At 75.2% G+C, this 25,024-nt stretch carries 19 protein-coding genes; 6 read left to right on the forward strand and 13 right to left on the reverse strand.

Annotated elements, in window-relative coordinates; translation table 11 throughout:
- Positions 1 to 2 precede the first annotated feature (2 nt).
- Together tgt and ANAEK_RS12230 are read left to right on the forward strand one after the other, a co-directional pair.
- Positions 3 to 2,039 carry a tRNA guanosine(34) transglycosylase Tgt gene (gene tgt, locus ANAEK_RS12225; protein ID WP_012526446.1) on the forward strand — a complete coding sequence of 679 codons (2,037 nt, stop codon included), beginning with the start codon at positions 3 to 5 and terminating at the stop codon, positions 2,037 to 2,039.
- Positions 2,036 to 3,034, forward strand: coding sequence for a YheT family hydrolase (locus tag ANAEK_RS12230; protein ID WP_012526447.1), 999 nt, complete (start codon positions 2,036 to 2,038; stop codon positions 3,032 to 3,034). The genes tgt and ANAEK_RS12230 overlap by 4 nt, the downstream gene beginning before the upstream one ends.
- Before the next feature lie 3 nt (positions 3,035 to 3,037).
- Here the strand turns inward: ANAEK_RS12230 and ANAEK_RS12235 are convergent, their stop codons facing one another.
- From ANAEK_RS12235 to ANAEK_RS12270, 8 genes are all read right to left on the reverse strand, one after another.
- Complete coding sequence (locus ANAEK_RS12235) at positions 3,038 to 4,138, reverse strand: acyltransferase family protein (protein WP_012526448.1); 1,101 nt, start codon at positions 4,136 to 4,138, stop codon at positions 3,038 to 3,040.
- 100 nt (positions 4,139 to 4,238) lie between these two features.
- The gene (locus tag ANAEK_RS12240) at positions 4,239 to 4,532 is read right to left on the reverse strand and encodes a cytochrome c (RefSeq protein WP_012526449.1); all 294 of its coding nucleotides are present in this window, start codon (positions 4,530 to 4,532) and stop codon (positions 4,239 to 4,241) included.
- 37 nt (positions 4,533 to 4,569) lie between these two features.
- Entirely contained in the window at positions 4,570 to 5,820 is a 1,251-nt protein-coding gene (gene dsrP / locus ANAEK_RS12245; protein ID WP_012526450.1) for a sulfate reduction electron transfer complex DsrMKJOP subunit DsrP, read from the reverse strand.
- A 16-nt stretch (positions 5,821 to 5,836) separates the two neighbouring features.
- A complete protein-coding gene (locus ANAEK_RS12250) occupies positions 5,837 to 6,817 on the reverse strand; it encodes a 4Fe-4S dicluster domain-containing protein (protein WP_012526451.1) in 981 nt (326 codons plus the stop codon).
- The gene (locus tag ANAEK_RS12255; RefSeq protein ID WP_012526452.1) at positions 6,814 to 7,449 is read right to left on the reverse strand and encodes a cytochrome c3 family protein; all 636 of its coding nucleotides are present in this window, start codon (positions 7,447 to 7,449) and stop codon (positions 6,814 to 6,816) included. Before ANAEK_RS12255 ends, ANAEK_RS12250 begins: the two co-directional genes overlap by 4 nt.
- 209 nt (positions 7,450 to 7,658) lie before the next feature.
- Positions 7,659 to 9,428, reverse strand: coding sequence for a chloride channel protein (locus ANAEK_RS12260; protein WP_012526453.1), 1,770 nt, complete (start codon positions 9,426 to 9,428; stop codon positions 7,659 to 7,661).
- Positions 9,429 to 9,587: 159 nt separating this feature from the next.
- On the reverse strand, positions 9,588 to 10,880 hold the full coding sequence (locus ANAEK_RS12265) for an MFS transporter (RefSeq protein WP_012526454.1): 1,293 nt from the start codon (positions 10,878 to 10,880) through the stop codon (positions 9,588 to 9,590).
- A gap of 33 nt (positions 10,881 to 10,913) precedes the next feature.
- Positions 10,914 to 13,493, reverse strand: a complete 2,580-nt coding sequence (locus ANAEK_RS12270; RefSeq protein ID WP_012526455.1) for a M1 family metallopeptidase — start codon at positions 13,491 to 13,493, stop codon at positions 10,914 to 10,916.
- Between the two features lie 204 nt (positions 13,494 to 13,697).
- Between ANAEK_RS12270 and ANAEK_RS12275 the strand changes: the two genes are divergently transcribed.
- Both ANAEK_RS12275 and ANAEK_RS12280 read left to right on the forward strand, forming a co-directional pair.
- A complete protein-coding gene (locus ANAEK_RS12275) occupies positions 13,698 to 14,681 on the forward strand; it encodes a zinc-dependent alcohol dehydrogenase family protein (RefSeq protein ID WP_012526456.1) in 984 nt (327 codons plus the stop codon).
- Between the two features lie 307 nt (positions 14,682 to 14,988).
- Positions 14,989 to 16,935, forward strand: a complete 1,947-nt coding sequence (locus ANAEK_RS12280) for an acyl-CoA dehydrogenase family protein (protein WP_012526457.1) — start codon at positions 14,989 to 14,991, stop codon at positions 16,933 to 16,935.
- Positions 16,936 to 16,983: 48 nt separating this feature from the next.
- Here ANAEK_RS12280 and ANAEK_RS12285 read toward each other — a convergent pair whose 3' ends face one another.
- Together ANAEK_RS12285 and ANAEK_RS12290 are read right to left on the reverse strand one after the other, a co-directional pair.
- Positions 16,984 to 17,982, reverse strand: a complete 999-nt coding sequence (locus tag ANAEK_RS12285; protein WP_012526458.1) for an oxidoreductase — start codon at positions 17,980 to 17,982, stop codon at positions 16,984 to 16,986.
- 64 nt (positions 17,983 to 18,046) lie between these two features.
- Positions 18,047 to 18,988: an SDR family NAD(P)-dependent oxidoreductase gene (locus ANAEK_RS12290; protein WP_012526459.1), complete on the reverse strand. Its 942-nt coding sequence runs from the start codon at positions 18,986 to 18,988 to the stop codon at positions 18,047 to 18,049.
- Positions 18,989 to 19,126: 138 nt separating this feature from the next.
- Here ANAEK_RS12290 and ANAEK_RS12295 point away from each other — a divergent pair, with 138 nt between their 5' ends.
- Complete coding sequence (locus ANAEK_RS12295) at positions 19,127 to 19,816, forward strand: TetR/AcrR family transcriptional regulator (protein WP_012526460.1); 690 nt, start codon at positions 19,127 to 19,129, stop codon at positions 19,814 to 19,816.
- 86 nt (positions 19,817 to 19,902) lie between these two features.
- Here the strand turns inward: ANAEK_RS12295 and ANAEK_RS23025 are convergent, their stop codons facing one another.
- Positions 19,903 to 21,651, reverse strand: coding sequence for an HNH endonuclease signature motif containing protein (locus tag ANAEK_RS23025; RefSeq protein WP_041454070.1), 1,749 nt, complete (start codon positions 21,649 to 21,651; stop codon positions 19,903 to 19,905).
- A 221-nt stretch (positions 21,652 to 21,872) separates the two neighbouring features.
- Between ANAEK_RS23025 and ANAEK_RS12305 the strand changes: the two genes are divergently transcribed.
- A complete protein-coding gene (locus ANAEK_RS12305) occupies positions 21,873 to 22,151 on the forward strand; it encodes a hypothetical protein (RefSeq protein WP_041454071.1) in 279 nt (92 codons plus the stop codon).
- 577 nt (positions 22,152 to 22,728) lie between these two features.
- Here the strand turns inward: ANAEK_RS12305 and egtD are convergent.
- Together egtD and egtB are read right to left on the reverse strand one after the other, a co-directional pair.
- Complete coding sequence (gene egtD, locus ANAEK_RS12310; RefSeq protein ID WP_012526462.1) at positions 22,729 to 23,703, reverse strand: L-histidine N(alpha)-methyltransferase; 975 nt, start codon at positions 23,701 to 23,703, stop codon at positions 22,729 to 22,731.
- The gene (gene egtB / locus ANAEK_RS12315; RefSeq protein ID WP_012526463.1) at positions 23,700 to 25,001 is read right to left on the reverse strand and encodes an ergothioneine biosynthesis protein EgtB; all 1,302 of its coding nucleotides are present in this window, start codon (positions 24,999 to 25,001) and stop codon (positions 23,700 to 23,702) included. The genes egtD and egtB overlap by 4 nt, the downstream gene beginning before the upstream one ends.
- Between the last annotated feature and the right edge of the window lie 23 nt (positions 25,002 to 25,024).

Here is a 25,024-nt window from a genome sequence, read left to right on the forward strand (position 1 = left end):
CGATGCCCTTCCGCTTCCACCCCGGCCCGAGGGACGCCGAGACCCGCGCCCGGCGCGGCACGCTCGAGACGCCGCACGGGCGCGTCGAGACCCCCGCCTTCATGCCGGTGGGCACGCGCGCCAGCGTCACCGGGCTCACCCCCGCCGACGTGCGCGAGGCCGGCGCCGAGATCATCCTCGGCAACACCTACCACCTGCTGCTCCGCCCCGGGCCCGAGGCGTTCCGCGCGCTGGGCGGCATCCACCGCTTCATGCGGTGGGACGGCCCGGTCCTCACCGACTCCGGCGGCTTCCAGATCTTCTCGCTCTCGCACGACCGCATCATCACCGAGGCCGGCGCGCGCTTCCGCAGCTACGTGGACGGCCGCCCGCAGCTCCTCACCCCCGAGTCCTCCATCGCGATGCAGACCGCGATCGGCTCGGACGTGATGATGGTGCTCGACGTCTGCCTGCCCTCCACCGCCGAGGCGGCCGAGATCCGCGCGGCGATGGAGCGCACCCACCGCTGGGCGCTGCGCAGCCTGGCCGCGCGCACCAACCCCGAGCAGGCGCTCTTCGCCATCGTCCAGGGCGGCCTCGATCCCGCGCTGCGCGCCGCCTCGGCCGGCTTCCTCACCCAGCACCCGTTCGACGGCTTCGCCATCGGCGGGCTCGCGGTCGGCGACACCCGGGACGAGCGCGGCGAGGTGGTGGCGCGCGCCGCCGAGCTGCTCCCGCTCGACCGCCCGCGCTACCTCATGGGCGTGGGCACGCCGCCCGACCTCCTCGAGGCCATCGGCCACGGCGTGGACATGTTCGACTGCATCCTGCCCACCACGCTCGCCTGGCAGGGCACCGCCTTCACCTCCACCGGCCGCGTGCGCCTCACCCGCACCGAGCACCGGCTCTCCGAGCTCCCGCTCGACGCCGCCTGCGGCTGCGACACCTGCCGCGGCTGGAGCCGCGCCTACCTGCACCACCTGTTCAAGTGCCGCGAGCCGCTCGGGCCGCGCCTCGTGTCCGTCCACAACCTCCGCCACTACCTCGACCTCATGCGCGGCGCCCGCGAGGCCATCGAGGCCGGCCGCTACGGCGCCTACCAGCGCGAGCGGCTCGAGGCGCTCGACCGCCACGAGCACGACCGCAGCGCGCGCCCACCCGGCCGCCGCCGCCTCCCCGAGCCGCCGCCGGCGCCCGCGGCCCCGCCGGCGGAGGCGCCGCGCGACGGCGCCCGCTTCCACCTCGTCGTCACGTCCCAGGGCGCCGCCGCGGTGCGCGACGCCGAGTCCGGCGAGGTGATGCACCCGGTGATCGGCCCCGCAGTGGAGGCGGAGCGGCTCTACGTGGCGCAGTCGCACCTCCGCGAGCGGCTCGCCGAGCCGGGGCCGCCGCTGGTGCTGCTCGACGTGGGGCTGGGCGCCGGCTCGAACGCGCTCGCCGCGATCCGCGCGGCAGCGGCGGTCCCGCCGGGCGGGCGCGCCCTGGAGATCGTCAGCTTCGAGCGCGACCTCGGGGCGCTCGGGCTGGCGACGTCGGACGAGGGCGCGGCGCGGCTGGGCCTCGGGCCGGAGGACCTCGACCCGGCGCGGGCGCTCCTGCGCGACGGCGCCTGGGGCTCGGCGCGCGTGCGCTGGCGGCTCGTTCTGGGCGACCTGCTGGAGACGCTGCCCCGGCAGGACCTCCGCGCCGAGGTGATCTTCTGGGATCCGTTCAGCCCGCGCGCGAACCCGGGCCTGTGGACCCTGGGGGCGTTCGCCGCCGCCTGGGCGCGCTCCGGCCCGCGCTGCGCGCTGTACACGTACAGCACCGCCACCGCGACCCGCTCGGCCCTGCTCCTCGCCGGCTTCCACGTGGGCGGTGGCGACCCGAGCGGCCCGAAGGAGCAGACCACCGCGGCCGCGACGGACCCGGCGCTGCTGGCGCGCCCGCTCGACGCGCGCTGGCTGGCGCGGCTCGAGCGCTCCTCGGCGCCGTTCCCGCCGGACGCGCCGCCGGACGCGCTCGCGCGGGTGCGCGCGCACCCGCAGTTCGCGGCGCGGCGCGAGGAGGAGGTCGCGTGACCGCCTACCGCCCGAGCCGCTGGCTCCCGGGCGCGCACGCCATGACCGTGTTCGCGAGCGTGGCGCGCCCGCTGCCGCGCCCGCCCGCGGTCCGCGAGCGCTGGGAGCTCCCCGACGGCGACTTCCTCGACGTGGACCGCTTCGCCGGCCCCGCCGCCGGCGCGCCGGTGCTGGTGGTCTGCCACGGCCTGGAGGGCTCGTCGCGCGCGCCCTACGTGCGCGGGCTGGTGGCGCTGGCGCTCGCGCACGGCATGGGCGCGCTCGCGATGAACTTCCGCGGCTGCTCCGGCACCCCGAACCGGCTGCCGCGCTTCTACCACTCGGGCGAGACCGGCGACGTCGACGAGGTGGTGCGGCGGCTGGTGGCGGAGCGCCCGGGCCGGCCGCTCGTGCTCTCCGGCTTCTCGCTCGGCGGCAACGTGGTGGCGAAGTACCTGGGCGAGCGCGGCGACGACCTCGCGGCCGAGGTGCGGGGCGCCGCGGTGGTGTCGGTCCCGTTCGACCTGGCCCGCTCGGCGCGCGCCATCGACGGCCCGGGCTTCTGGAACTGGGTCTACCGCGAGCGCTTCCTGCGGCGGCTGCGCGCGAAGGCGCTGGAGAAGGCGGCGCGCTTCCCGGAGCGCCTCGACGCGGCGGCGATCCGCGCGGTGACCACGTTCGCCGGCTTCGACGGCGCGGTGACGGCCCCGCTCCACGGCTTCGCCTCGGCGGAGGAGTACTGGAGCCGCTGCTCGGCCGGGCGGTTCGTGGCGGGCGTGCGGCGGCCGCTGCTGGCGCTCGCCGCGCTCGACGACCCGATGGTCCCGCGCGACACGCTGCCGGTCGAGGCGGCGCGCGCCAACCCGTGCGTCGAGCTGGTCGCGACCCCGGCCGGCGGGCACGTGGGCTTCGTGTCGGGGGCGCCGTTCCGGCCCAGCTTCTGGGCGGAGCTGCGGGCGGCCGCCTTCGCGGCGGACCTGGCCCGCGCCGCGCCGGGCGCCGCGCGGGCCGGCTGAGGCTCAGGGATCCAGCGCGACCCGGTCCAGCGCCGAGCGCACCCGGCGCAGGCCGGCCGCGCCCGCGGCGCGGGCGTGCTTGATCGCGAGGTGGAGCCCGAAGCTCGCCGCGAGCACCAGCGCCGCCACCAGGACCGCGTTCCACGCCGAGAGCGACGGCCCCATCCGCAGCGCGAGCCCGTGCCAGGTGGACCAGCCCCACACGATGGGGATGTGGATGGCGTAGACGCCGAGCGAGGCCTTGCCGACCGGCGCGAGGCGCGCGGCCGCCGCCGCGGGGACCGCGGAGAGCGCCGCGAGCAGGAGCAGCACCGCGCCGATGCGGTAGGCGATGAGCCCGGGGTGCGCGGGGGGCAGGTCCTCGAGCCCGGTCCAGAGCGTCACCGCGAACATGCCGGCGCCGGCGAGGGCCAGCGCCACGGTGCGGCGCCGCGCGTCGGCGGGCGCGCTGAGCCCCACCACCGCGCCGGCGAAGAAGTAGATGCACCACGGGAGCAGCGGGAACGGCGACGTGCCGCCCAGCGCCTGCGCCATCGCCATCCCGAGCCCGGGGGCCGGCAGCTCCGCCGGCGCGGGCAGCACCGGCGCGGGCGCGCGCATCGCGAGCGCCACCGCCAGCACGCCCAGCAGCGCGAAGACGCCCACCTTCTCCCGCGACGTCCAGGGCAGCGCCAGGACCAGCGCTGCAACGAGCAGCGAGACGCCGATGACGTGGAGCGCGTCGAACGCGAGCAGGTGGCTCCACACCGCCGGATCCCCGGCGCGGAGCGCGTCGATCCCCCACCCCGGCCAGCGCAGCCCGTAGCCGATGGCCAGCAGGAGCAGCACGCGCCCGAGCCGTCCGCGCGGGATGTCGAGCCCGCGGGCCCGGCCGCGGCCGATGGCGACCGTCACCGCCCAGCCGGAGACCAGCATGAACAGCGGCGCGGTGAAGCCGCGCGCCTTCCAGTAGAGGACCATCCCCGGCGCGGCCCGCGCCTCCGCCGAGAGCAGCGCGTCGAGCGTGTGGCCGAACACCATGGCCACCACGCCCACCGCGCGGGCGGCGTCGAGCGTCGGGATGCGGGGGGCCTTCGGGGGGGTCGTGAGGCTGCCGTCGGACAAGGCGCTGCGCGCTATAGCACGGAACGCGCCACCGTGCAGGCGAAGCGGCGCCCGCGAGGGACGGGACGTCCCCCGGGGCGCCGCGGCGGTGCAGGGACCGCTACTTCAGGCCGCCCTTCACGTACTTCGCGACCGACTTCACCTCGTCGTCGCTGAGCTTGCCCTTGAAGCCGGTCATCTTGCCCTTGCCGTTCTCGACCACCTTCACGATCTCGGCCTCGGACAGCTTCACGGTGGTGAGGTCCTTCGCGCCGAGCGCCTTGCCGGCGGGCGCGCCCTTGCCGTCCTTGCCGTGGCACACGGCGCACTTCTTGGCGAACACGGCGGCGCCGTCGTCGGCACGGGCGACGGCGGCGAAGGCGGCGAAGGCGAGGACGGCGACGAGACGCTTCATGGTGACCTCCAGGTGTGGGTGCGGCGTGTGAACGCTTCTAGGGAACCGGGTACCCGGCCGCCGGCGCATGGCCGTGCGCGCGCTCGGGCGCCCTGAACGTACCGACGAGGATGGGCACCGCGATCTTCACCAGCATCGTGAACGTGAGGAAGCCGATCCCGAACACCCCGCCCGCGACGCCCCACTCCATGGCGGTCGGCGTGTACTCGTAGATCTGGCCCAGGGTCGAAGGGGTGAACCCGGGAATGATGAGCCCCATGCCCTTCTCGATGTAGACGCCGGCCCAGATGAGGAGACAGCCGACGTTCAGCGTGACGAAGTTCCGGCGGGTGCGCGGCACCAGGAAGATCACGAACGCGATCACGCTGCAGGCGAGCGAGAGCCACGCGTACTTCACCAGCACCGTGTGCTCGCCGATCCCGCCCCACAGGTACTGCGTGTAGAGCAGGTGCTCGGTGGCGGAGTAGTACTCCTTGAACAGCTCGGCGCCGAGCAGGAACAGGTTCAGGAACATCGCGTACGACATGAGCTCCGCGATCTTCCAGATGGCCTCGTCCTTGATGTCGAACTTGAACGCCTTCCGGAGCAGCTGGAACAGGATGATCATCACCGCCGGGCCCGAGCAGAACGCCGAGGCGATGAAGCGCGGCGCCAGGATCGAGGCGTTCCAGTACGGGCGCGCGGCCATGCCGTTGTAGAGGAACGCGGTCACGGTGTGCGTGGAGATCGACACCGGGATCGAGAGCAGCACCAGCGGCAGGAAGATGCGCTTGTCGTAGTGCTCGCCGCGGTACGTCTTGAACAGCAGGTAGAGCACCAGGACCAGGTTCAGGCCGAGGTACGTGTTCAGCACCAGCGCGTCCCAGGTCAGCATGGACGCCGGCCAGTTGGGCGTCCCGATCAGCGGCGCGATGTGCAGGAAGCGGTCGGGGCGGCCCATGTCCACCAGGATGAACAGCAGCGCCATCACCAGCGCGCTGATGGCGAGCAGCTCGCCGAGGACCACCACCTCCTTGATGGGCTTCCACTGGTAGACGTAGGCCGGGATCACCAGCAGCACCGCGGCGGCGGCCACGCCCACCAGGAACGTGAAGTTCCCGATGTAGAACGCCCACGACACGTCGTCGCGCATGTTGCTGGCGATGAGGCCGGCGGTGGCCTGGTGCGCGTAGGAGTACGCGCCCAGCCCGATCATGACGAGGAGGAACGCCACCCACGCCTTGTAGGCGCGGCCGCCGGAGAGCACCTGGCGGACGCAGCCCTTCACGAACTCGAGGAATCCGGACATCGTCGGGCCCTCTCCGCTAGGTCGCGTAGAAGTAGTAGAACTGCGGGTGCGTGGCGAGCTCCTCCTTGAAGACGAAGACGCGCTTCGTCTCCATCACCTTGCGGATCTCGCTCTCGGGATCGAGCAGGTTCCCGAACTTCCGGGCGCCCACCGGGCACACCTCGACGCAGGCCGTGTAGCGGCCCTCGCGCACGCGCTGGATGCAGAAGGTGCACTTCTCGACCACGCCCTTCGGGCGCGGGCGGTTGCCCAGGTAGTGCTGGTCGGGGTTCAGCTCCTCGGCCGGCAGGTTCGGCGTGGCCCAGTTGAAGTGGCGCGCGCCGTACGGGCAGGCCGACATGCAGCAGCGGCAGCCGATGCACCAGTCGTAGTCGATGACCACGATCCCGTCCTGCTCCTTCCACGTGGCCTGCGTCGGGCAGGCCTTCACGCAGGGCGGGTTGCGGCACTGCTGGCACTGCACCGGGAAGTAGAACTTGCCCGGGCGCGGCACCGCGTCGGCCTCGTAGTACAGGTCGGCGTGGGCCAGGTCCACGCCGTGCTCCTTGTCCATCTCCAGCACCTGGATCCAGTGGATCTGCGGCTCGGTGCGGGACTGGTTGTTCTCCTTCACGCAGGCGTAGACGCAGCGGCGGCAGCCGACGCAGCGGGAGATGTCGAGGCCGTAGCCGTACTCGACGCCGGGCTGCGGCCCCTTCGCGGAGACGGTGGTCTTCTTCCCGAAGCGCTCCTGGTTCCGCTTCTCCACCTTGGCGAGCACCTTCTTCAGCTCGTCCGGCGAGAGCTCCTTGAAGTGCTTGCGGAGGAAGTCCTCCATGTCCAGGCCGCTGCTGCACGACGCGAGCGCCGCGACCGCGGTGCCGGCGGCGGCGGTGCGGAGGAACGCGCGCCGCGCCGGGTCGAGCGGGCCGTCGCCGATGGGGTCGACGCCTTCGCGCGGCGACGGGGGCGGCGCGTCCGCGTCGCTCAGGACCGGCAGGCTCTTGTTCGGGGTCATCGGCGCTGCTCCTCCGGGCGCTTCGGCCGCGGCTCGGGCTTGAGGTAGGTCAGGGTCGGGGCCACGGTCTTCTTCCCGCCGGAGACGATCTCCTGGACGCCCTTGAACCGCGGCGAGTGCGGGTTGTGGCAGTTCACGCACAGGAAGTAGGTCTTCTCGCCGTTCCAGTGGCCCACGCGCTTGCCGTGCACGCCCACGCGCCAGTCGCGGTACTTGTCGCCGTGGCACTGGCCGCACAGCCGGTAGGACTCGGTGAACGGCACCGGCGCGCCGTTCGCGAGCCGGAGCACGTCGCGGTTCTGCAGGTCGTGGCAGTCGAGGCACCAGCGCTGGTCGGAGCCGTGGTCGAACACCGCCTGCTGCTCGTCGTGGAACGCCAGCTCGCGCCGGGTCCCATCCTTCGGCATGCCGGCATGGCACGCCGAGCACGGGTAGATCCCCTCCGAGAACGGCGGCGCCTCCGCCTGCACGAGCAGCGGCGGCTTCGCCTCCGGCCGGGTGGCCTTCACCGCCGGCGCCTTCGGGGTCGATCCCGGTGCCGCCTCGGCGGCGAGCGCCCCGGCGGGAACGACGGCGAGCGCCACCGCCACCGTCACCGCGAGCGGCCCGATCCTCGGTCGTACGTAGCCCATTCGCACCTCCCTGTGCGGCGTCGGAACCTACCCCCGTCTTGACCGCCGTCAGTTGACGTGGATCAAGCGCCAGCCGGTCCGGATGGGGCGCTCACGCAGCGTGGGGCAAGGCGCTCCGCGCGGTTACGTCACCTGCGGCGGGCGCGCGCGCCGTGATGGCGGCGCCGGGTCGACGTGGACCCGGCGACCTTCGGCTCCCCGCCAGGGGGTCAGAAGCTTCCGCGGGCGAGCAGGTCGCGCATGGCCACCACGCCCACCAGCCTCCGCTGGCCATCCACGACCGGCAGGCGCTCGAAGTCGGTCTCCCCGAACCGTACCGCGACCTCCGCGAGCGTCATGGCGGTGGTGATGGGCTCGATCTCGCGGTCCACCACGTCGGCCGCGACGATCATCCCCAGATCGGCCTGGTCCGAGATGGTGCCCTTCAGCGCGTCGAGCCGGATGACGCCCAGGAGCGCGCCCTCCGCGTCGGTGACGTACAGGTCGTGCCCGGGCGGCAGCGCCAGCAGCTTCTTCACCAGCGCGTCGAACGCGAGCGTGGGCGGGACGCGCTCGGCGTCGCGCTCCACCAGCGCCGCCACCGGCGTGGTCCGCAGCCACTCCGGGCGCGGCAGCTCGGGGAGCGCCACCCCGCTGCGCCGCAGCGGCGCGGTGTAGAGCGAGTCCGGCTCGATGGCGCGGCTGGTGGCGGCGGCGACCGCGGCCGAGAGCATGAGCGGCAGGATCACCCCGTAGTCGCCGGTCAGCTCGAACACGATCAGCACCGAGGAGACCGCCGCGTGCGTGGTGCCCGCGAGCACGCCCGCCATGCCCACCAGCGCGAGCGCGCCGGACGGCGGCGCCCCCGGGAGCACGCGCGCCAGCAGCTCTCCGGCCGCGCCGCCGATGGCGGCCCCGAAGAACAGCGACGGGGTGAACAGCCCGCCGGGCACCCCGGTGCCGGCGCACACCGCGCTCGCCGCGAGCTTCAGGAGCGGCAGCACCAGCAGCAGCCGCAGCGGCAGCTCGCCCAGCAGCGCCTGGTGGACCGTGTCGAACCCGTTGCCGAGCACGGCCGGGAACCGGATCGCGAGCAGCCCGACCGCGCCCATGCCCAGCACCGGCAGCATCGGGCGCGCCCGCGCCGGGAACCGGTCGAAGCGCACCTCGACCCAGCCCATCACGCGCACGTAGATGGCCGAGGCCAGCCCGAGCACCGGCGCGAGCGCGAGCCCGAGGAGCAGCTCGGCGGGGTGGAGCAGTGCGTACTCGGGGATGTCGTAGGTGGCGTGCGGGACCGGCAGCGTGCGCGCCACCGCGGTGGCGACCACGCAGGCGACTGCGATGGGCCCGAGCAGCTCCAGGGCGAAGCTCCCCAGCAGCACCTCCAGGCCGAAGAGCGCGCCGCCGATCGGCACGTCGTAGGCGGCCGCGATGCCGGAGGCGGCGCCGCAGGCGACGAGCACGCGGGCCTGGCGCTCGCTCACCCCGAGCCGGCCGGCCAGCCACGATCCGCTCGCCGCGCCCGCCTGGACGAGCGCGCCCTCCCGTCCCAGCGACGCGCCCATGCCGACGCAGGTGATCGAGAGCAGCCCGCGCACGAGCGTCCGGCCCAGCGACAGCTCGCGGCCGCGGTGCCAGATGGCCTCGAGGATGCGCGCCGTGCCGTGCCCGCCGAGCGGCTTGCGCCAGAGCAGCGCGGTGACCCCCACCAGCAGCCCGGCCAGCGCCGGGACGAGCACCCGCCGGCCGGGCGACGAGACGTCCACCGAGTCGACGAAGCGCGCCGCCTGCGGCCAGGCGAGCTCCTGCACGCCCGAGAGCGCCAGGAGCAGCGCGCCCGAGCCCAGCCCGGAGAGCGCCCCGGTGGCGATGACCAGCACCCAGAACCGCTGGGCGGCGCCCGGCAGGACGCGCAGGAAGTCCCGGAGCGAGCGGAAGAAGACCGGCGGCGCCGCGGTGGGCAGGGCCTTCGCGTCCTGTGACCCCGTCCGCTCCACGCGCCTCCCGCGCCGCCCCGGCGGTCCGCCGCCCCGGCGCGGCCGCCCGGCCGCCGGACGGCGCCGCGCGCGCGAGGGGCCCCGAACCACGTTGTGGACGGCGGCGCCGCGCGACAGGGCCCGCGCCGGCCCCGGTGCGGGCCGCGGCGGCGATCCGGGTCAGGAGGGGCGCGCGGCGGCCGCGGGGCGGCGCGTCACCACCAGCATCGCGAGCAGCACCCCGATGCCGCCCAGCGTGAGCGCCGCGTCGGTGAGGAGCACGCCGCGCGCCTCGGCGATCCCGAGCGTCCGGTGGAGCCAGGCGCCGCCCAGCCCGTCGGCGGCGGTGACGTAGCTGATGGCGAGGTTGGCCGACGCGTTGAAGAGCGCGTACTTCGTGGCGGTCGCGGCCGAGAGCCCCACCATCTCGAGCACCATCCCGGCCCAGGTGGCGAACGCGATCCCGCCCGCGAACAGGTAGGTGAACGTGCCCCAGGCGTAGGTCCACTCGTTCAGCGGCGCGGCGGCCATCGCCACCGCGCAGAGCGCGGTCAGGCCGCCGGACGCGGCGTAGGCGACCCGGCGGCTCATCCGGTCGGCGAGGACGCCGCCCAGCAGCGCCCCCACCGCGCTGGCGATGCCGCCGCCGACGCCGTTCGCCATCCCGACCAGCCGCGCGCTCGCGCCGTACTGCTCGGAGATGCCGGTGAACAGGTTGGACATCGCCTGGCAGCCGACCGGCGCGAGGCAGATGACGAGGCCGGTGAAGCCCTCGCGGCTCCGCACCGTGGACCAGAGGTCGCGCAGCATCGCCCCGAGGTGCCGGACCGTGGCGCGGGCCAGCCCGTGCGCCGCCCGGACCGCCGGGTCGACCAGGCGCGGCTCGACGATGCGCAGCGCGAACGCGGCGCCGGCGAGCACGAGCGCGGCCAGCGTCAGCCCCGCCGCGCGCGGGGAGACCGCGTCGGACACCAGGATCGCCACCGCGCCCAGCAGCCCGGTGCTGCCGACGTTCGAGGCCATGGCGAACCCGCCCACCTTGCCCTTGTCGGCGAAGCGGGTGGTCGTGGCCATGAGCGCGTTGTTGGCGGCGTGGCCGGTGGTGGCCGCCGCCTGCAGCGCGGTGAGCAACGCGGCGAACAGCGGCAGGTTCGCGAGCGGATCCGGCAGCGCCGAGATCACCGCCAGCAGCGCGGCGGTGGTGGCGGCCATGGCCAGGTACCAGATCTTGCGGTACGCGCCGAGGTCGAGCACCGGGATCCACAGCAGCTTGAACGCGTGCGCCAGGTTCGCGCCCGCCGCCACCGCGGCGATGGCCTCGATGGAGAAGCCGCGCCGCTCCATCCAGAACGGCACGCCCAGCGAGAGGTAGCCGACCGCCGCGCCGAACGGGAAGTCGAGGAACAGGAAGATCCAGGGCGGCGTCGGCTTCGCGGGATCGGCCGGGACGGCGCCGGCGGGCGGGGTGGTCACGGCGGCGGATTGTAGCGGCTCGCGGCCGCCGCGCTAGCGTCCGCCACGCGCCAGCCACGCGCCGACCTGGGCGGTGGTCCGCTCGCGCAGCTCCACGTCCTGGCGGAGCCGCTCCAGCGTCTGCGCGATGGCCTGGCGCGCCTCCTCGACCGGGTGCGCGGCCAGGAACGCCTCGGCCTCCTCCAGCTCCCGCCGCTCGACCAGCGCCCCCATCCCCTCCACCACGCGGCGCAGCAGCATGGGCGCGCCCTGAACGCGCCCGAGCAGCGCGTCCCATTCGCCGCGCAGCCGGGCCCAGTACGGCCCGCGCGCGGTCCGGTTCGCGAGCAGCGCCGCCGAGTAGGAGGCCACGTCCTGCAGCGGGACCTCCTCCCCGCCGAGCAGCACCTCGATGCCCCGGGCGGCGAGGACCGGATCCTCGAACGCGGCCTGCGCCAGCAGGTAGCGGCGGCGGAAGGCGGGGTCGGCCTCCTTGCGGAACAGCCCCTGGAACGCGTCGAAGCGCGCGGCGTCGCCGTCGCGCGCCACCATGGCGACGAGCGCGTCGTGCAGGTTGGGCTCGACCGCGGCGCGGTCGCCGGCGAGCCAGCGATCGAGCCGCTCGCGGGCCTCCTGCGCCGGCCCGGGCGCGCGGGCCACCAGCCCGAGCGCGCGCACCGCGGCGGCGCGGCGGAGCCGCACCGTGTCCGGCTCGCCGGGCGCCGCGTCCCAGCCGGTGACGGCGAGCTGCGGCGCGAACAGCCGCGCCACGAAGCCCCGGAGCGCCGGCCGGTCCGCGTCCGCCACCAGGCGGTGCTCCACGGTGGCGAGCCGCGCCACCAGCTCGTCGAGCACCGCGTGGTCCTCCTCGCCGGCGAACCCGCCGCACAGGTCGAGGAACGCCCCGATCTCGCGCGCGCCGGCGCGGACCAGGGCCCACTCGTCGGACAGGAGCTGGATCCGCTCCGCGGGCGCGAGCGCCGCCAGGTTGCGGCCCAGCGCGGCGAGGCCGGCGGCGTCGTACCGCACGCGGTAGAAGCCCGTGGCGCCGGCGTTCGCGCACACCCAGTCCGGCTCGCCGTCGCCGGCCAGCGTCACCTCGGCGGACCGCCCGCGCAGCAGCACCCGCTGCTCGGTGACCTTCCCGCCCTGCCCCACCCGCAGCACCAGCGGGACCGGCCACCCGGCGGCCGGCTCGTCCCCGGCCCGCGCCGGATCCGACCAGAAGCGCTGCTGCTCCAGGCGCAGCGTGCGGCCGGCGCGCGACACCGTCACGAGCGGGAAGCCGGGCTGGCGGATCCAGGCGTTCGCGAGCTCGACCACCGGCTCGCGCGACGCCTCGGCGAGCGCGCCCCACAGGTCGTCGGCGACGGCGTTCGCGCGGGCGTGACGGCGCATGTACAGCCGGATGCCGTCGCGGAAGCGCTCCTCGCCGAGGTAGCCCTCGATCATGCGGAGCACCGCCCCGCCCTTCTCGTAGGTGATGAGGTCGAACGCCTCGCCGGCCTCCGCGACGTTGTTCACGTCGGCGCGGATCGGGTGGGTGGAGCGGAGCGCGTCGAGGTGCATCGCCGCCGCCTTGCCCTGGTCGAACTCCAGCCACACCCGCCAGCCGGGGTTCCAGGCGTCCACGATCTTGAACGCCATCCAGGTCGCGAACGCCTCGTTCAGCCAGAGGTCGTCCCACCACGTCATCGTCACCCAGTTGCCGAACCACTGGTGCGCGAGCTCGTGGGTCACCACCTCCGCCACCCGCTTCTTCTGCGCCAGCGAGGCGGTGGCCGGGTCGAGCAGCAGCGCCACCTCGCGGTAGGTGACGAGGCCCGCGTTCTCCATCGCGCCCGCCTCGAACTCGGGCAGGCCGGCCTGGTCGAGCTTGCCGAACGCGTACGGCACGCCGAAGTAGTCCTCCAGGCGCGGCAGCACCTCCACCGCCACGTCCTGGCCGAAACCGGTGAGGGCCAGCTTCTCCGGCGTGGCCCAGGTGCGCACGGGGACGCCGCGCACCGAGATCTCCGGCAGCGCCTCGAGACGGCCCACCACGAGCGCCACGAGGTACGTGGGCAGCGGCGGGGTCTCGGCGAAGCGCACCCGCCGGATGGCGCCGCGCTCCACCTCGACCTCCTCGAGGGCCTCCGGCCGCCCGTTGGACAGCACCACCGCGTCGCGGGGCGCCTCGACGGTGAGCCGCCACGGCGCCTTGAAGCCCGGCTCGTCGAGGCACGGGAACACCCGCCGCGCGTCGGCGGCCTCGAACTGCGTCGCGGCGAGCCCGGGGCCGGCCAGGTACAGGCCGCGCAGGCCGCTGACGATGCCGCCGGCGAACTCCAGCTCGAGCACCGCCGGGCCCGCCGCCACCGGGGCGTCGAAGGACAGCACCGCCGTCTCGCTCGCCGGCGCGAGCCGCACCGCCGCCTCGCGCCGGTCACCGCCGGCCGTGACGACGGCGCGGGGGATCTCGAGCGCGGCCGCGTGCAGCACCAGCTCGGTGGACGGGGCGGCGAGCGCGAGCCCGATCCGGATCCGGCCGGCGAAGCGCCTGCCGTCCAGGTCCACCGCCAGGCTGGCGTCGTAGCCGGTCGGGTGGACGGTGGTGGGGAGGCGGAAGTTGCGGTCGTCGGTCGGGTGCGCCATCTCGTCTCCGGTCGGTGAATCCCGGCCGGCAGCATGCGGCCCGGGGCGTGCCGGGGGCAACGAGAAGATGCGGCTCCCCCCGGCGTGGCTGGCCGGTGCGGCGGGACCCGGGGCCGGGTCGCACGCAGCGTCCGTCGCCCCGCCGCCGAGGGCCCCCGCCCCGCCCGCTTGACCCGCTCCCCCGCGCGGTGTTCCGTCGAGCGCATGCGCGCCATGGTCCTCGCCCGCCCGGGCGCCCCGCTCGCCGCGGTGGAGCTCCCCGATCCCGTCCCCGGACCCGGCGAGCTGCGCCTCCGCGTGGGCGCCTGCGGCGTGTGCCGCACCGACCTGCACGTCGCCGACGGGGAGCTGCCGGACCCGAAGCTGCCGCTGGTGCTCGGCCACGAGATCGTGGGCGTGGTGGATCGCGTCGGGGCCGGCGTGACCCGCTTCCGGCCCGGCGATCGGGTGGGGATCCCGTGGCTGGGCTGGACGTGCGGCCGCTGCGCGGCCTGCCGGAGCGGCCGGGAGAACCTGTGCAGCGCGGCGCGGTTCACCGGCTACCACCGCGACGGCGGCTACGCCGAGCTGGCCGTCGCGGACGCGCGCTACGCGTTCGCCATCCCCGGCGACTACGAGGACGCCGACGCGGCGCCGCTGCTCTGCGCCGGCCTCATAGGCCACCGCGCCTGGACGCCCGTGCGCGGCGCCCAGCGGCTCGGCCTCTACGGCTTCGGGGCCGCGGCGCACCTGGTGGTGCAGCTCGCCCGGCACGCGGGGCAGCGCGTGTTCGCGTTCACCCGCCCCGGCGACGCCGAGGCGCAGGCGTTCGCGCTGCAGCTCGGGGCCGAGTGGGCCGGCGCCTCGGGCGAGGTGCCGCCCGAGCCGCTCGACGCCGCCATCCTGTTCGCGCCGGTGGGCGCGCTCGTGCCCGTCGCGCTCCGCGACGTGGTGCCGGGCGGCACCGTGGTCTGCGCCGGCATCCACATGAGCGACATCCCCTCGTTCCCGTACGCGCTGCTGTGGGGCGAGCGGACCCTCCGCTCGATCGCGAACCTCACCCGCGCCGACGGCGACGCGCTGCTCGCGCTCGCGCCCGAGGTCCCGCTCCGCACCGAGGTCGTCCCGTACCCGCTGGAGCGCGCCAACGACGCGCTCGCCGACCTCCGCGCCGGCCGGCTGCGCGGGGCGGCGGTGCTGGTGCCGTGAGCGGCGCTCGTGCGGTGAGCGGCGCAGGTGGCGCCGGGTTCACCATCCGTTACTTTCGTCCGTGAAGGCAGCGCCCGAGGCTCGACGGGCTCACGAGGAGGGGTGCACCGCAGGCCCGGCCTGAGCGGCGTCCGGAACCTCCCGACCTCGCGCGGCCGCCTGCCCGGCCCCTCCCTCGCCGCTCCGCCGGAACCTCGAAGGGTCCTGGCCGGTCCGGTTGTGCGGCCGGCGCAGCGCGTTAGCTTTGATTACGGAATCGACAGGCCGCCGCACCTCCTGGGCGGCAGGCCGAGCGAGCGAGGGCGCCATGACCGAGTCCGTTCACGCCGGCGAGGAGATCCGTCGTTCCCGCGAGGTGGCCGAGGCCTCGCGCGAGGCCGAGTGGCAGGGCGCCGGGTTCCTGCGCGACCTGTTCCTCGGACGCTTCCGCGTCGGGCTCATCCACCCCTACCCGCTCGCCGGCGAGGAGCGCCCGGAGTTCGCCCGCTGGTACCGGGCGTTCGAGGCCTTCCTGCGCGAGCAGGTGGACCCGGTCGCCATCGACGAGACCGGCGAGTACCCGCCCCACGTCATGGACGGCCTGCGCAAGCTGGGCGCCTTCGGGATGAAGATCCCGGTGGAGTACGGCGGGCTCGGCTTCGACCAGGTCGAGTACGGGAAGGTGATGGCGCTGCTGGGGAGCTGGGACGCGAACCTCACCGCGCTCCTCTCGGCCCACCAGTCCATCGGCGTCCCGCAGCCGCTGAAGCTGTTCGGCTCGGCGGCGCTGAAGCACAAGTACCTGCCGCGCATCGCGAGGGGCGCCGTCAGCGCGTTCGCGCTCACCGAGGCCAACGTCGGCTCCGACCCGGCCCGCCTCGCCACCACCGCCGAGCGGTCGCCGGACGGCACGCACTACGTGCTGAACGGCTCGAAGCTCTGGTGCACGAACGGCACCCTCGCCGAGCTGCTGGTGGTGATGGCGCGCGACCCGAAGACCGACGCGATCAGCGCGTTCGTGGTGGAGACCGCCTGGCCGGGCGTGGAGGTGACGCACCGCTGCCGCTTCATGGGCCTGCGCGCCATCGCGAACGCCGCGCTGCGCTTCACCGACGTGAAGGTCCCGGCCGAGAACCTCATCGGGAAGGAGGGGCGCGGCCTCAAGATCGCGCTCACCACGCTCAACACCGGGCGGCTCTCGCTGCCCGCCGCGGTCTCCGGCGGCGTGAAGAACGCGCTGGCCCTGTCGCGCACTTGGGCCGCGGCGCGCGTCCAGTGGGGCCAGGAGATCGGCAAGCACGAGGCCATCACGCACAAGCTCGCCGACATGGCCTCGACCGCCTACGCGATGGAGGCCGTCTCCGACCTGGCGCAGTCGCTCGCCGATCACGAGGGCTACGACATCCGGCTCGAGGCGGCGGCGGCGAAGGAGTGGAACACCGTCCAGGCCTGGCGGCTCATCGACGAGACCATGCAGATCCGCGGCGGCCGCGGCTACGAGACCGAGCGCTCGCTGGCCGCCCGCGGCGAGACGCCCGTCGGCGTGGAGCGCTGGATGCGCGACGCGCGCATCAACCTCATCTTCGAGGGCTCCTCGGAGATCATGCACCTGTTCATGGCGCGCGAGGCGGTGGACAAGCACCTGCAGGTCGCCGGCGCGCTCATCGATCCCGAGGTGCCCGTCGCGAAGAAGCTCGCGACGGTGCCGAAGGTGGCCGCGTTCTACACCACCTGGTACCTCGGCCTGTGGCTGCGCGGCCTGTTCGCCCCGCGCTACGGCGGGTTCGGCCGCCTCGCGCGCCACCTGCGCTTCGTGGAGCGTTCGAGCCGCAAGCTCGCGCGCGAGATCTTCCACTCGATGGTGGTGTTCCGCGCCGCCGCCGAGCGCAAGCAGGCGTTCCTGTTCCGCCTCGTGGACATCGCGAACGAGCTGTTCGCCATGTCCGCGAGCGTCGCCCGCGCCGACGCGCTCCGCCGCGAGGGCCGCCCCGAGGCCGCCGGCGCGACGCGGCTCGCCGACCAGTTCTGCCTGCGCAGCCGCCGCAAGGTGCGCGGGCTGTTCGGCGCGCTCTGGCACAACGACGACGCCGCCGCGTACGCCGTCGGCCGCGAGGTGCTGGACGGCGAGCACGCCTGGCTCGAGCACGGCGCCATGAGCCTCGACCTCACCGTCGAGGCGCTGCGACCCAAGGTCCCGTCCCGCGCCGTGCCCGCGCCCGCCGCCGGGCCCGCGCGACCCGCGGTGGCGGAGGCCGCCGAGGCCGAGCCCGTCTGACGGCGCCGACCGCTCGCTCGAGGCCGCCCAGCCGCGGCGGCGCGGCCGTCACCCCGCGTGCATCCCGGTCAGCCGCTCGCTCAGCGTCCAGAGGCGCTCGGCGGCCTCGGGGTCGATGGCGTGGCGCGCCACGCCGGTCAGCCGGGTCGCGTCCGCCATCGTGGTCGGGCCGACCCGCGCCGGCATGACCCGGGCGACCTCGCAGCTCTCGCAGTACACGCCGCCCCGCCCCTCGAGCCGCGGGCTGGTGGCGCACCAGACGATGGTCGCGGCGCCCTGCTCGACGGTCTTGAGCTGGCGCGCGGGGTCGAGGACCGGCCGCCCCTGCGCGTCGAGGACCCCGGCCGCCCGCAGCTCCTCGCGGGAGACGTGCTTCCCGAGGCCGGTGTCCACGATGGCGCCCGGGTGGAGCGCGAAGGCCCGGACGCCCTCCCGCTCGCCGCGGGCGTCGAGCGCGACCGCGAACAGCACGTTCGCGGTCTTCGACTGTCCGTACGCGGCCCAGCGGTCGTAGGGCCGCCGCTGGAAGTTCGGGTCCTCGAACACCACCGCCGAGTAGCGGTGGCCGAGGGACGAGACCGAGACCACCCGCGCGCCCTCGGCCCGCCGCAGGGCCGGCCGGAGCCGGGCGGTGAGCTGGAAGTGGCCGAGGTGGTTGGTGGCGAGCTGCGACTCGTAGCCCCGTGCGTCGCGCGCCAGCGGGCACGCCATGATGGCGGCGCAGTTCACCAGCACGTGCAGCGGGCGCCGGGTGGCGAGGAAGCGCCGCGCGAACGCGTCGATCGAGGCCGGGTCGAGCAGGTCCATCGGCTCGATCTCCACGCGCGGGAAGCCCGCCAGCGCGGCCCCCGCGCGGGCGGGGTCGCGGGCCGGCACCACCACGCGAGCGCCCGCCGCACCGAGCGCGCGCGCCGTCTCGCGCCCCAGGCCGGAGGCGCCGCCGGTGACGACGACGACCTTCCCCGACAGGTCGAGGCGCTCGAGGACGTCGCGGGTGGTGGAGGCGGCCCCGAAGCCGGAGCCGATGGGCCATTGCAGGTCGGTCATGGTTCGCAGCTCCGCATCCAGGGTTCGTGCCGCGCTCTGCGCCCGCGCCGGGACGGCGATCCCGTCAGCGCGCTCCGATGGCGCGCTCCGACAGCGTCCAGAGGCGCCCGGCGGCCTCTCGATCCAGCGCCCACGCGGCCACGCCGTCCACCGTGCTCGTGCCGTCGTGGGGCAGCGCCTCGTTGCAGTCCTCGAAGTACCGGCCGCCGACGCACTCCAGCAGCGGCGAGGTGGCGAGGAGGACCGAGGTCGCCGCGCCCTGCTCCGGCGTCTTCAGGGACCTTCCCGCCTTGCGGAAGCGCTCGGCCGCCTGCGCCATGTACGTCGCCCCGCCCAGGTGCCGCTGCAGGTTCGTCGCGATCCCGCCCGGCATGAGGGCATTCGAGGTGATGCCGTCGTCGCGCCAGCGCGCCGTGACCTCGACCGCGAACAGGACGTTCGCGGTCTTGGACTGGCCGTAGGCGGACCACGGCTCGTAGGGGCGGCGCTCGAAGTGGAGGTCGTCGAACACCACCGGCGAGCGGACGTGCGCACAGGAGCTGACCGAGACCACCCGGGCGCCGCCCGCGGCGGCGAGCGCCCGGCGCAGCCCGTCCGCCAGCGCGAAGTGGCCGAGGTGGTTGGTGGCGAGCTGCAGCTCCCAGCCGTCGCGCGTGCGCTGTTCAGGGCAGGCCATCACCCCGGCGTTGTTGACGAGCACGTGGAGCGGGCCGGCCCACGCGGCGACGAACGCGCGCACCGACGCCAGGTCCGCGAGGTCGAGCGGGCGCACCGTCACCCGCCCGTTCCCGGTGGTCCGGGTGATGTCCGCGGCGACGCGCGCGCCCGCGGCGACGTCGCGCACCGCGAGGACGACCTCGGCGCCGGCGCCGGCCAGGGCCCGCGCGGTCTCGACGCCGATGCCCGAGGCGCCGCCGGTCACGACGATCCGCTTGCCGGAGAGGTCGATGCCGCGCACGACCTCCGCGGCGGTGGAGGTGGCGTCGAAGGGGGTGGTGATCCGCATGGAAGAACCTCGGTGACGGAGGGGGTCTGCTGCTATGATCCGAACCGGAGGCTCCTCCGGTTCGGTGAGCCTATTAACCGGAGGACCCTCCGGTTTGCAAGTCGTGCGCGCAGTCCCGCGAGAGGAGGTCGCTTTTCCGTGAGGAGCCCAGAGCCCACCCGGCGCAAGGACGCCCTGCGCAACCGCGAGCGGCTGCTCGCCGAGGCGGTCACCGCGTTCACGCGCGACCCCGAGGCGTCGCTGGACGGGATCGCCCGCGCCGCCGGGGTCGGCATCGGGACGCTCTACCGCCACTTCCCCACCCGCGAGGCGCTCGTGGAGGCCGCGTACCGGGCCGAGCTGGCGAAGCTGTGCGCGTCCGCGGAGGAGCTGCGGCGGGCGCACCCGCCCGACGTGGCGCTGCGGCGCTGGATGGACCGCTTCCTCGACTACGCCATCGCCAAGCAGGGCATGGCCGGCGCGCTCCGCGCCCTGGTCGCCGCCGGCGGAAACCCGTTCTCCGAGAGCCGCGCGCACATGACCGCGGCGCTCACGTCGCTGCTGCGCGCCGGGGTCGAGGGCGGCGTCCTGCGCGCCGACGTCGAGGCCGAGGACGTGCTCACCGGCCTCGGCGGGATGATGTTCGCGCTGCGCGCCGAGGACAAGCGCGCCCAGGCGGGCCGGCTGGCCGACCTGCTCCTCGACGCCCTTCGCTTCGGCGCGCATGCTGCAGCGGGTTCGCGCCCGGATGCGCGCCCCGCGGCGGCCTCGCGCCCGGAGGCCCGCCCCTCCCGCCCGGCGCCGCCGCGGACGCGAAAGGCTCCCGCGCCGCGGCGGCCGCGGAGGTAACCCGCGCTCCCGCGCTCCAGTGACCGGGCCCGGAGCGTGACCCGCCCGGCGTTCCGTTCGATGGGCGCGCGGAGCGATGGGCCCGATCAGCACGCCACCGCCGTCGCGCCGTCCGCGCCGTCCGATGCGTGCCCGTCCGCCCCGGTCGGCTGGTGCGGCCCCGCCCAGATCCGTCCGCCCAGCAGCCACACCAGCTCCCCCGGCGCCCGCCCCAGCACCCGGAGGTATCCGCCGTGGATGCAGCGCAGGTGGTGGAACGCGCACAGGCCCACCAGGTTCTCCGGGGCGTCGCTGCCGCCGTGCGAGCGGAAGTCGATGTGGTGCGCGTGCGCCGCGTGCCGACTGCAGCCCGGCACCTGGCACCAGCCCGAGTCCCGCTCGCGGATGCGCCTGGAACGCGTCGGTGAGCGCCCCGGCGCGTCGCCCCAGGTCGCGAGGAAGTGGAAGGCGATGACGGCGAGGCACGTTCCCGTGGAGAGCGCGTGCCCGTGGCGCTCCCGGACCGAGGCGATGGCCGCCGCGAGCAGCACCGCCACCCCGCGCGGCAGGGTCGTGACCAGCTTCCCCCGCGCACGCAGCTGCCCCTCGCGCTCGCCCTCCACCTCGCGCCGCAGCGCGACGCAGGTGGCGTCCAGCGCCCGCGGGACCCACTGGGCGATCTCCGGCTCCGGCAGCCGTGCCAGCACGCGCAGCTTCTCGTAGGAGACACCTCGCCGGCGCGCCTCCTCCAGCGCCGGCGAGGCCGCCAGCCGCGCCTCGAGCGCCACGCGCTGCTCCACCGCCCGCGCCGGCAGGCCCAGCCGCTCCTCCACGTACTCGCGGAAGCTGCCGTAACCGGAGAGCCGGTGCATCCCGCTCCGCTTCACCGCGTACCCGCAGAGGCCGATGAGCCGATCCCACCCCGCGCGGCACGCCGCCAGCGCGCGCAGTCGCGCGTCGAGTTCCCGTGCGCTGAGAACGTTGTTCAGCGAGAGGTCCGGCGCGGCCACGGGCGGAACGTCCGGCAGGTTCGCCCAGCCGTCCGGCCCCAGGCTCGCCACGTCGCCCCGCCTCGCCGGCTCGGGGCCTCGCGCCCGGAACCCCGGCCCCAGCGGCCGAGCGTCGTCGGCATCCGGGTCGCCCGGGTGCTCCGCCAGGTACTCCTGCGCCAGCGCCTCGAGCTGCTCGATCCGGCTCGCGCCCGGCTCCAGCTCGCGGGCGAGCGAGAGCGCCTCGTCCAGCACCCGCCGCTCCGCCGGCGGCAGCTGCGTGCGCAGCTCGACCCACGCCTCGTCCTCGTCGGCGGCGACAGCGCCGCCGGGCGCGTCGCCCGACGCGTCGTCCCGTGCCCGCGCTGCCCGGACCGCCGCCTCCAGCCCCCGCACCGACTCCTCACCGGCGCGCTCGACCCACCCCGCCTCCGCGTCACCGGCGGCGACGGCCAGGATCGTCTCCCCCGCGCGCAGCCGGACCCGCCCCGAGCGCAGCGCCTCCCGGAGCAGCGGCCGGTCCGGCAGCCCTGCACCCAGCCGCGCCAGGTTCTCGGCCGCGCGCTTCCCCAGGTCGAGCGCCTCGCGGGCGTAGTCGTCGAGGTGACAGCCCAGCGCCGCCAGCCGGTCGCCCCGCTTCAGCGCCGCGAGCCCCTCGGCCAGTTCGACGTCGATGCACCCGCGCACCCGCGCCGCCCAGACGAGGAGCTGCTCCCCCAGGTCCCCCTCGAGCTCGCCCCCGCGGAACCAGGCCTCGATCTCGTCGGGCGTGAACGGCGGCAGCTCGACCCGCGGCGGCGCATGGCCCGCCAGCGCCGCGTCCAGCGCGACGGCGTCCCATCCGGCGGTGGCGAGCAGGCGATCCATTGCGCGGATCATTGCGCAGGGGTCTGACACTCACGGTCACGGTATTGCCGGCAATCGGCGGCTCGGTTGGGGCCCAACGTCGAGGACGAGCGATCCAGCAGCACGGCCCCGGTCAATGTACGCACGAACCACGCGCTGCCCGCGGCTCCCCTACTCGAGAATGCCGAACACCACGACCCCGAACTTCCTGCCGCCCTGCTTCGACTCGAAGTTCTTCAGCGTTGACCCCGTTCTTCACGGTGACCTTGGACTTCCTCGGCACCTCGGCCATCGGCACGGCCACCCACATCGACCCGCGCTCCGTCTCCAGTCGCAGGAAGTTGTACGGCGCTCCATCGACCCGCTCGACCACGGTCCCGGTGATGGTGGCGACCGGGCCCGCGCGGCGGCGCGGCGGCGCGGCGGCGGGCGAGGTATACGAGGCGGGGAGCAGGAGCACCGAGTTCCTTGCGCATCACTTCTCCGAGCTTTTCCTGACCACAAACCGGCGCATGGCCTGACGCCCGTCACGAACTCCGGCCCATGGCCGGGAGTGCCAGTTCGATGAGGAACGGGAGCAGACGGACCACGCCTCGAAGCCATGTCGATGTCTTGAGCACGCTCGTTCCTACCCGCCGCACCGCCCCTTGTTGTGCGGCCAAGATCCACCCTATCGACCGCCGCAAGCCCTGGAGAGCGGGTCGAGGGCGCACGCCGAGGTCACGCTGGCTCCCGACTGTCCGTGCGCGCCATCACGTCCTCTACGACGGCCCGAAGGCGCTCACGCCTCCATTCGCAAGGGCCACGGTGACGTGGGTGCACTCGCGCGTCTTCTGTGAGAGCGTGACCCCGATGCGCCCTCACCCGGCGTCCCGGCCGTGCGCAGCCCTGCGCCGCCGGCCTCGCACTCGACGTGAAGACACGCTACCTGACTGATCGTGCAGCGCCAAGCGGCATCGGTTCGCCGGCAACCCCTCGCCGTCGCGGTGCGATTTCCCTTGTTCAATACCGCCCGTCGCGGTCAGAGAGGCAGACGGCGCCTGCCGCTCGCCCGCCACCCTCGCGCCGAGCCGATCCGCGCCTCCGCCCGCCCCGCCCCTACCCCGCCCGCCGGTACAGCCGCATCGAGAACCAGGCGCGGTCGTCGGCCCAGGCGCGCTCGAGCTGCCAGCCGGCGATGGCGGCGAGCGTGTCGAACGCGCGCGGCTCCCACTTGTACGCGCTCTCGGTGTGGATGGTCTCGCCCTCGCGGAACGTGAACGGCGCGCCGGCCACGTGGACGACCTGCGCCTGCAGGCTCTCGAGGTGCATCTCCACCCGCGACAGGCGCGCGTCCCACAGCGAGCGGTGGCGGAACTGCGAGAGGCGGAAGTCGCCCTCCAGCTCGCGGTCGATCCGGGCGAGCAGGTTCAGGTCGAACGCGGCGGTGATGCCGCGGGCGTCGTCGTAGGCGCGCTCCAGCGTGCCGGCGTCCTTGGGCAGGTCGAGGCCGAGCAGCAGCCCACCCCCGGGGCCGGCGTCGCGGGCCATGCGGCGCAGGATCCCGACCGCCTCGGGCGGATCGAAGTTGCCGATGGTCGAGCCAGGGAAGAACGCGAGGCGCCGCGCGCACGGGAGGTCGAGGCCGGGCAGCGCCACGGGCTCGGTGAAGTCCGCCACCACCGGCCGCACCGGCAGCCCGGGGAAGCGCGCCTCGAGCTGCCGCGCCGCCTCGGCCAGCGCCTCGCCGGCGATGTCCACGGGCACGAACGCGGCCGGCCGGTCGAGGGCGGCGAGCAGGAGCTGCGTCTTCCGGCCCGAGCCGATGCCGTACTCGAACACCAGCGCGTCGGGACCGATCGCCTCGCCGACCTCGGGCGCGTGGCGCTCCAGGATCCGCAGCTCGGTCCGCGCCGGGTAGTACTCCGGCTGCTCGCAGATGAGCTCGTACAGCGCCGAGCCGCGCGCGTCGTAGAGCCACTTCGGTGAGATGGCCTTCCGCGGCGCCGCCAGGCCCCGCAGCACGTCGTCCAGGAACCGGGCCGCCTCCGCCCGCTGCGCGACGCCGCTCTCCGCCTCTCCCAGTCCGATCACAGGTCCCTCGCGAGCCGGAGCCCGGTGAACTGCCACCGGGCGTCCGGGTGGAAGAAGTTGCGGTAGCTCGCGCGCAGGTGGCGCCGCGGCGACGCGCAGGACCCTCCGCGCAGCACCTGCTGGCCCACCATGAACTTCCCGTTGTACTCGCCCAGCGCGCCCGCGGCCGGGCGGTACCCGGGGTACGGGCCGTAGGCGCTCGCGGTCCACTCCCAGACGTCGCCGAGCAGCTGGCGCGCCCCGCGCCCGGGCGTGGCGGCGGCCGGGTGGAGCCGGCCGTCCTCGACGAAGGTGCCGTCGCCGCCCTCGTCGGCCTGCGCGTGCGCCTCCCACTCCGCCTCGGTGGGGAGCCGCGCGCCGGCGAAGCGCGCGTACGCGTCGGCCTCGTACCAGGAGACGTGCGCGACCGCCTCGGCCGGATCGAGCGGCCGCACGCCACCGAGCGTGAACTGGAGCCAGCCGTCGCCGTCCGGGATCCAGTGCAGCGGCGCGGTCCACCCGTGCCGGCGCACCGCGTCCCAGCCCTCCGACATCCACAGGTCGGGCCGGCGGTACCCGTCCGCCGCCACGAACCCGAGCCACTCGCCGCAGGTCACCGGCCGCGTCGCGAGCGCGTGCGGCGGCACCAGCGCCGCGTGGCGCGGCCGCTCGTGATCGAACGCGAAGCCCTCCGCCCCGGCGCCCAGCTCCACCCGGCCGCCGGCGTGCCCCAGCCAGCCGAGTCGGGGCGCGGGACCGGACGACGGCGGCGGCGGCGCGGGCGCATAGGCGGGCCGCAGCGGGCTCGAGGAGAACGCGTGCTTCAGATCGGTGAGCAGCAGCTCCTGGTGCTGCTCCTCGTGCGCGATCCCCAGCTCGACCACGTCCAGCAGGCCGGGGTCGCGCGTGCGCGCCAGCGCCGCGTCGAGCCGCGCGTCCACCTCGGCGCGGTACCGGAGCACCTCCTCGAGCGGCGGGCGCGAGAGCAGGCCGCGCTCCGGCCGCGGCTGCCGCGGCCCCAGCGCCTCGTAGTACGAGTTGAACAGGTAGCCGTATGCGGCGTCGAACGGGCGGTGCCTCCGCTCGGCGCGCGCCAGCACGAACGTCTCGAAGAACCAGGTGGTGTGGCCGAGGTGCCACTTGGCCGGGCTCGCGTCCGGCATCGACTGCAGCATGGCGTCCTCGGGGGTGAGCCGCGCGGCGAGCCCCGCGGTGGCCCGGCGCACCTCGGCGGCGCGCGCACGCAGCGCGGCGGCGCGGGCGTCCCCCGCGCGCTCGCCCTCCCCAGGGGCGGTCCGGCGGGCTTGCGGTCCCGGCACGCCAGGAAACCTCTCCACGCGGA

This window comes from Anaeromyxobacter sp. K, assembly GCF_000020805.1.
GTDB classification, from domain to species: domain Bacteria; phylum Myxococcota; class Myxococcia; order Myxococcales; family Anaeromyxobacteraceae; genus Anaeromyxobacter; species Anaeromyxobacter dehalogenans.

Excerpts from the sequence above, each read along its gene's own strand:
- tgt (WP_012526446.1), top strand. The coding sequence starts at position 3 with ATGCCCTTCCGCTTCCACCCCGGCCCGAGGGACGCCGAGACCCGCGCC.
- ANAEK_RS12240 (WP_012526449.1), bottom strand. The coding sequence starts at position 4,532 with ATGAAGCGTCTCGTCGCCGTCCTCGCCTTCGCCGCCTTCGCCGCCGTC.
- dsrP (WP_012526450.1), bottom strand. The coding sequence starts at position 5,820 with ATGTCCGGATTCCTCGAGTTCGTGAAGGGCTGCGTCCGCCAGGTGCTC.
- ANAEK_RS12250 (WP_012526451.1), bottom strand. The coding sequence starts at position 6,817 with ATGACCCCGAACAAGAGCCTGCCGGTCCTGAGCGACGCGGACGCGCCG.
- ANAEK_RS12255 (WP_012526452.1), bottom strand. The coding sequence starts at position 7,449 with ATGGGCTACGTACGACCGAGGATCGGGCCGCTCGCGGTGACGGTGGCG.
- ANAEK_RS12270 (WP_012526455.1), bottom strand. The coding sequence starts at position 13,493 with ATGGCGCACCCGACCGACGACCGCAACTTCCGCCTCCCCACCACCGTC.
- ANAEK_RS12275 (WP_012526456.1), top strand. The coding sequence starts at position 13,698 with ATGCGCGCCATGGTCCTCGCCCGCCCGGGCGCCCCGCTCGCCGCGGTG.
- ANAEK_RS12280 (WP_012526457.1), top strand. The coding sequence starts at position 14,989 with ATGACCGAGTCCGTTCACGCCGGCGAGGAGATCCGTCGTTCCCGCGAG.
- ANAEK_RS12285 (WP_012526458.1), bottom strand. The coding sequence starts at position 17,982 with ATGACCGACCTGCAATGGCCCATCGGCTCCGGCTTCGGGGCCGCCTCC.
- ANAEK_RS12290 (WP_012526459.1), bottom strand. The coding sequence starts at position 18,988 with ATGCGGATCACCACCCCCTTCGACGCCACCTCCACCGCCGCGGAGGTC.
- ANAEK_RS23025 (WP_041454070.1), bottom strand. The coding sequence starts at position 21,651 with ATGGATCGCCTGCTCGCCACCGCCGGATGGGACGCCGTCGCGCTGGAC.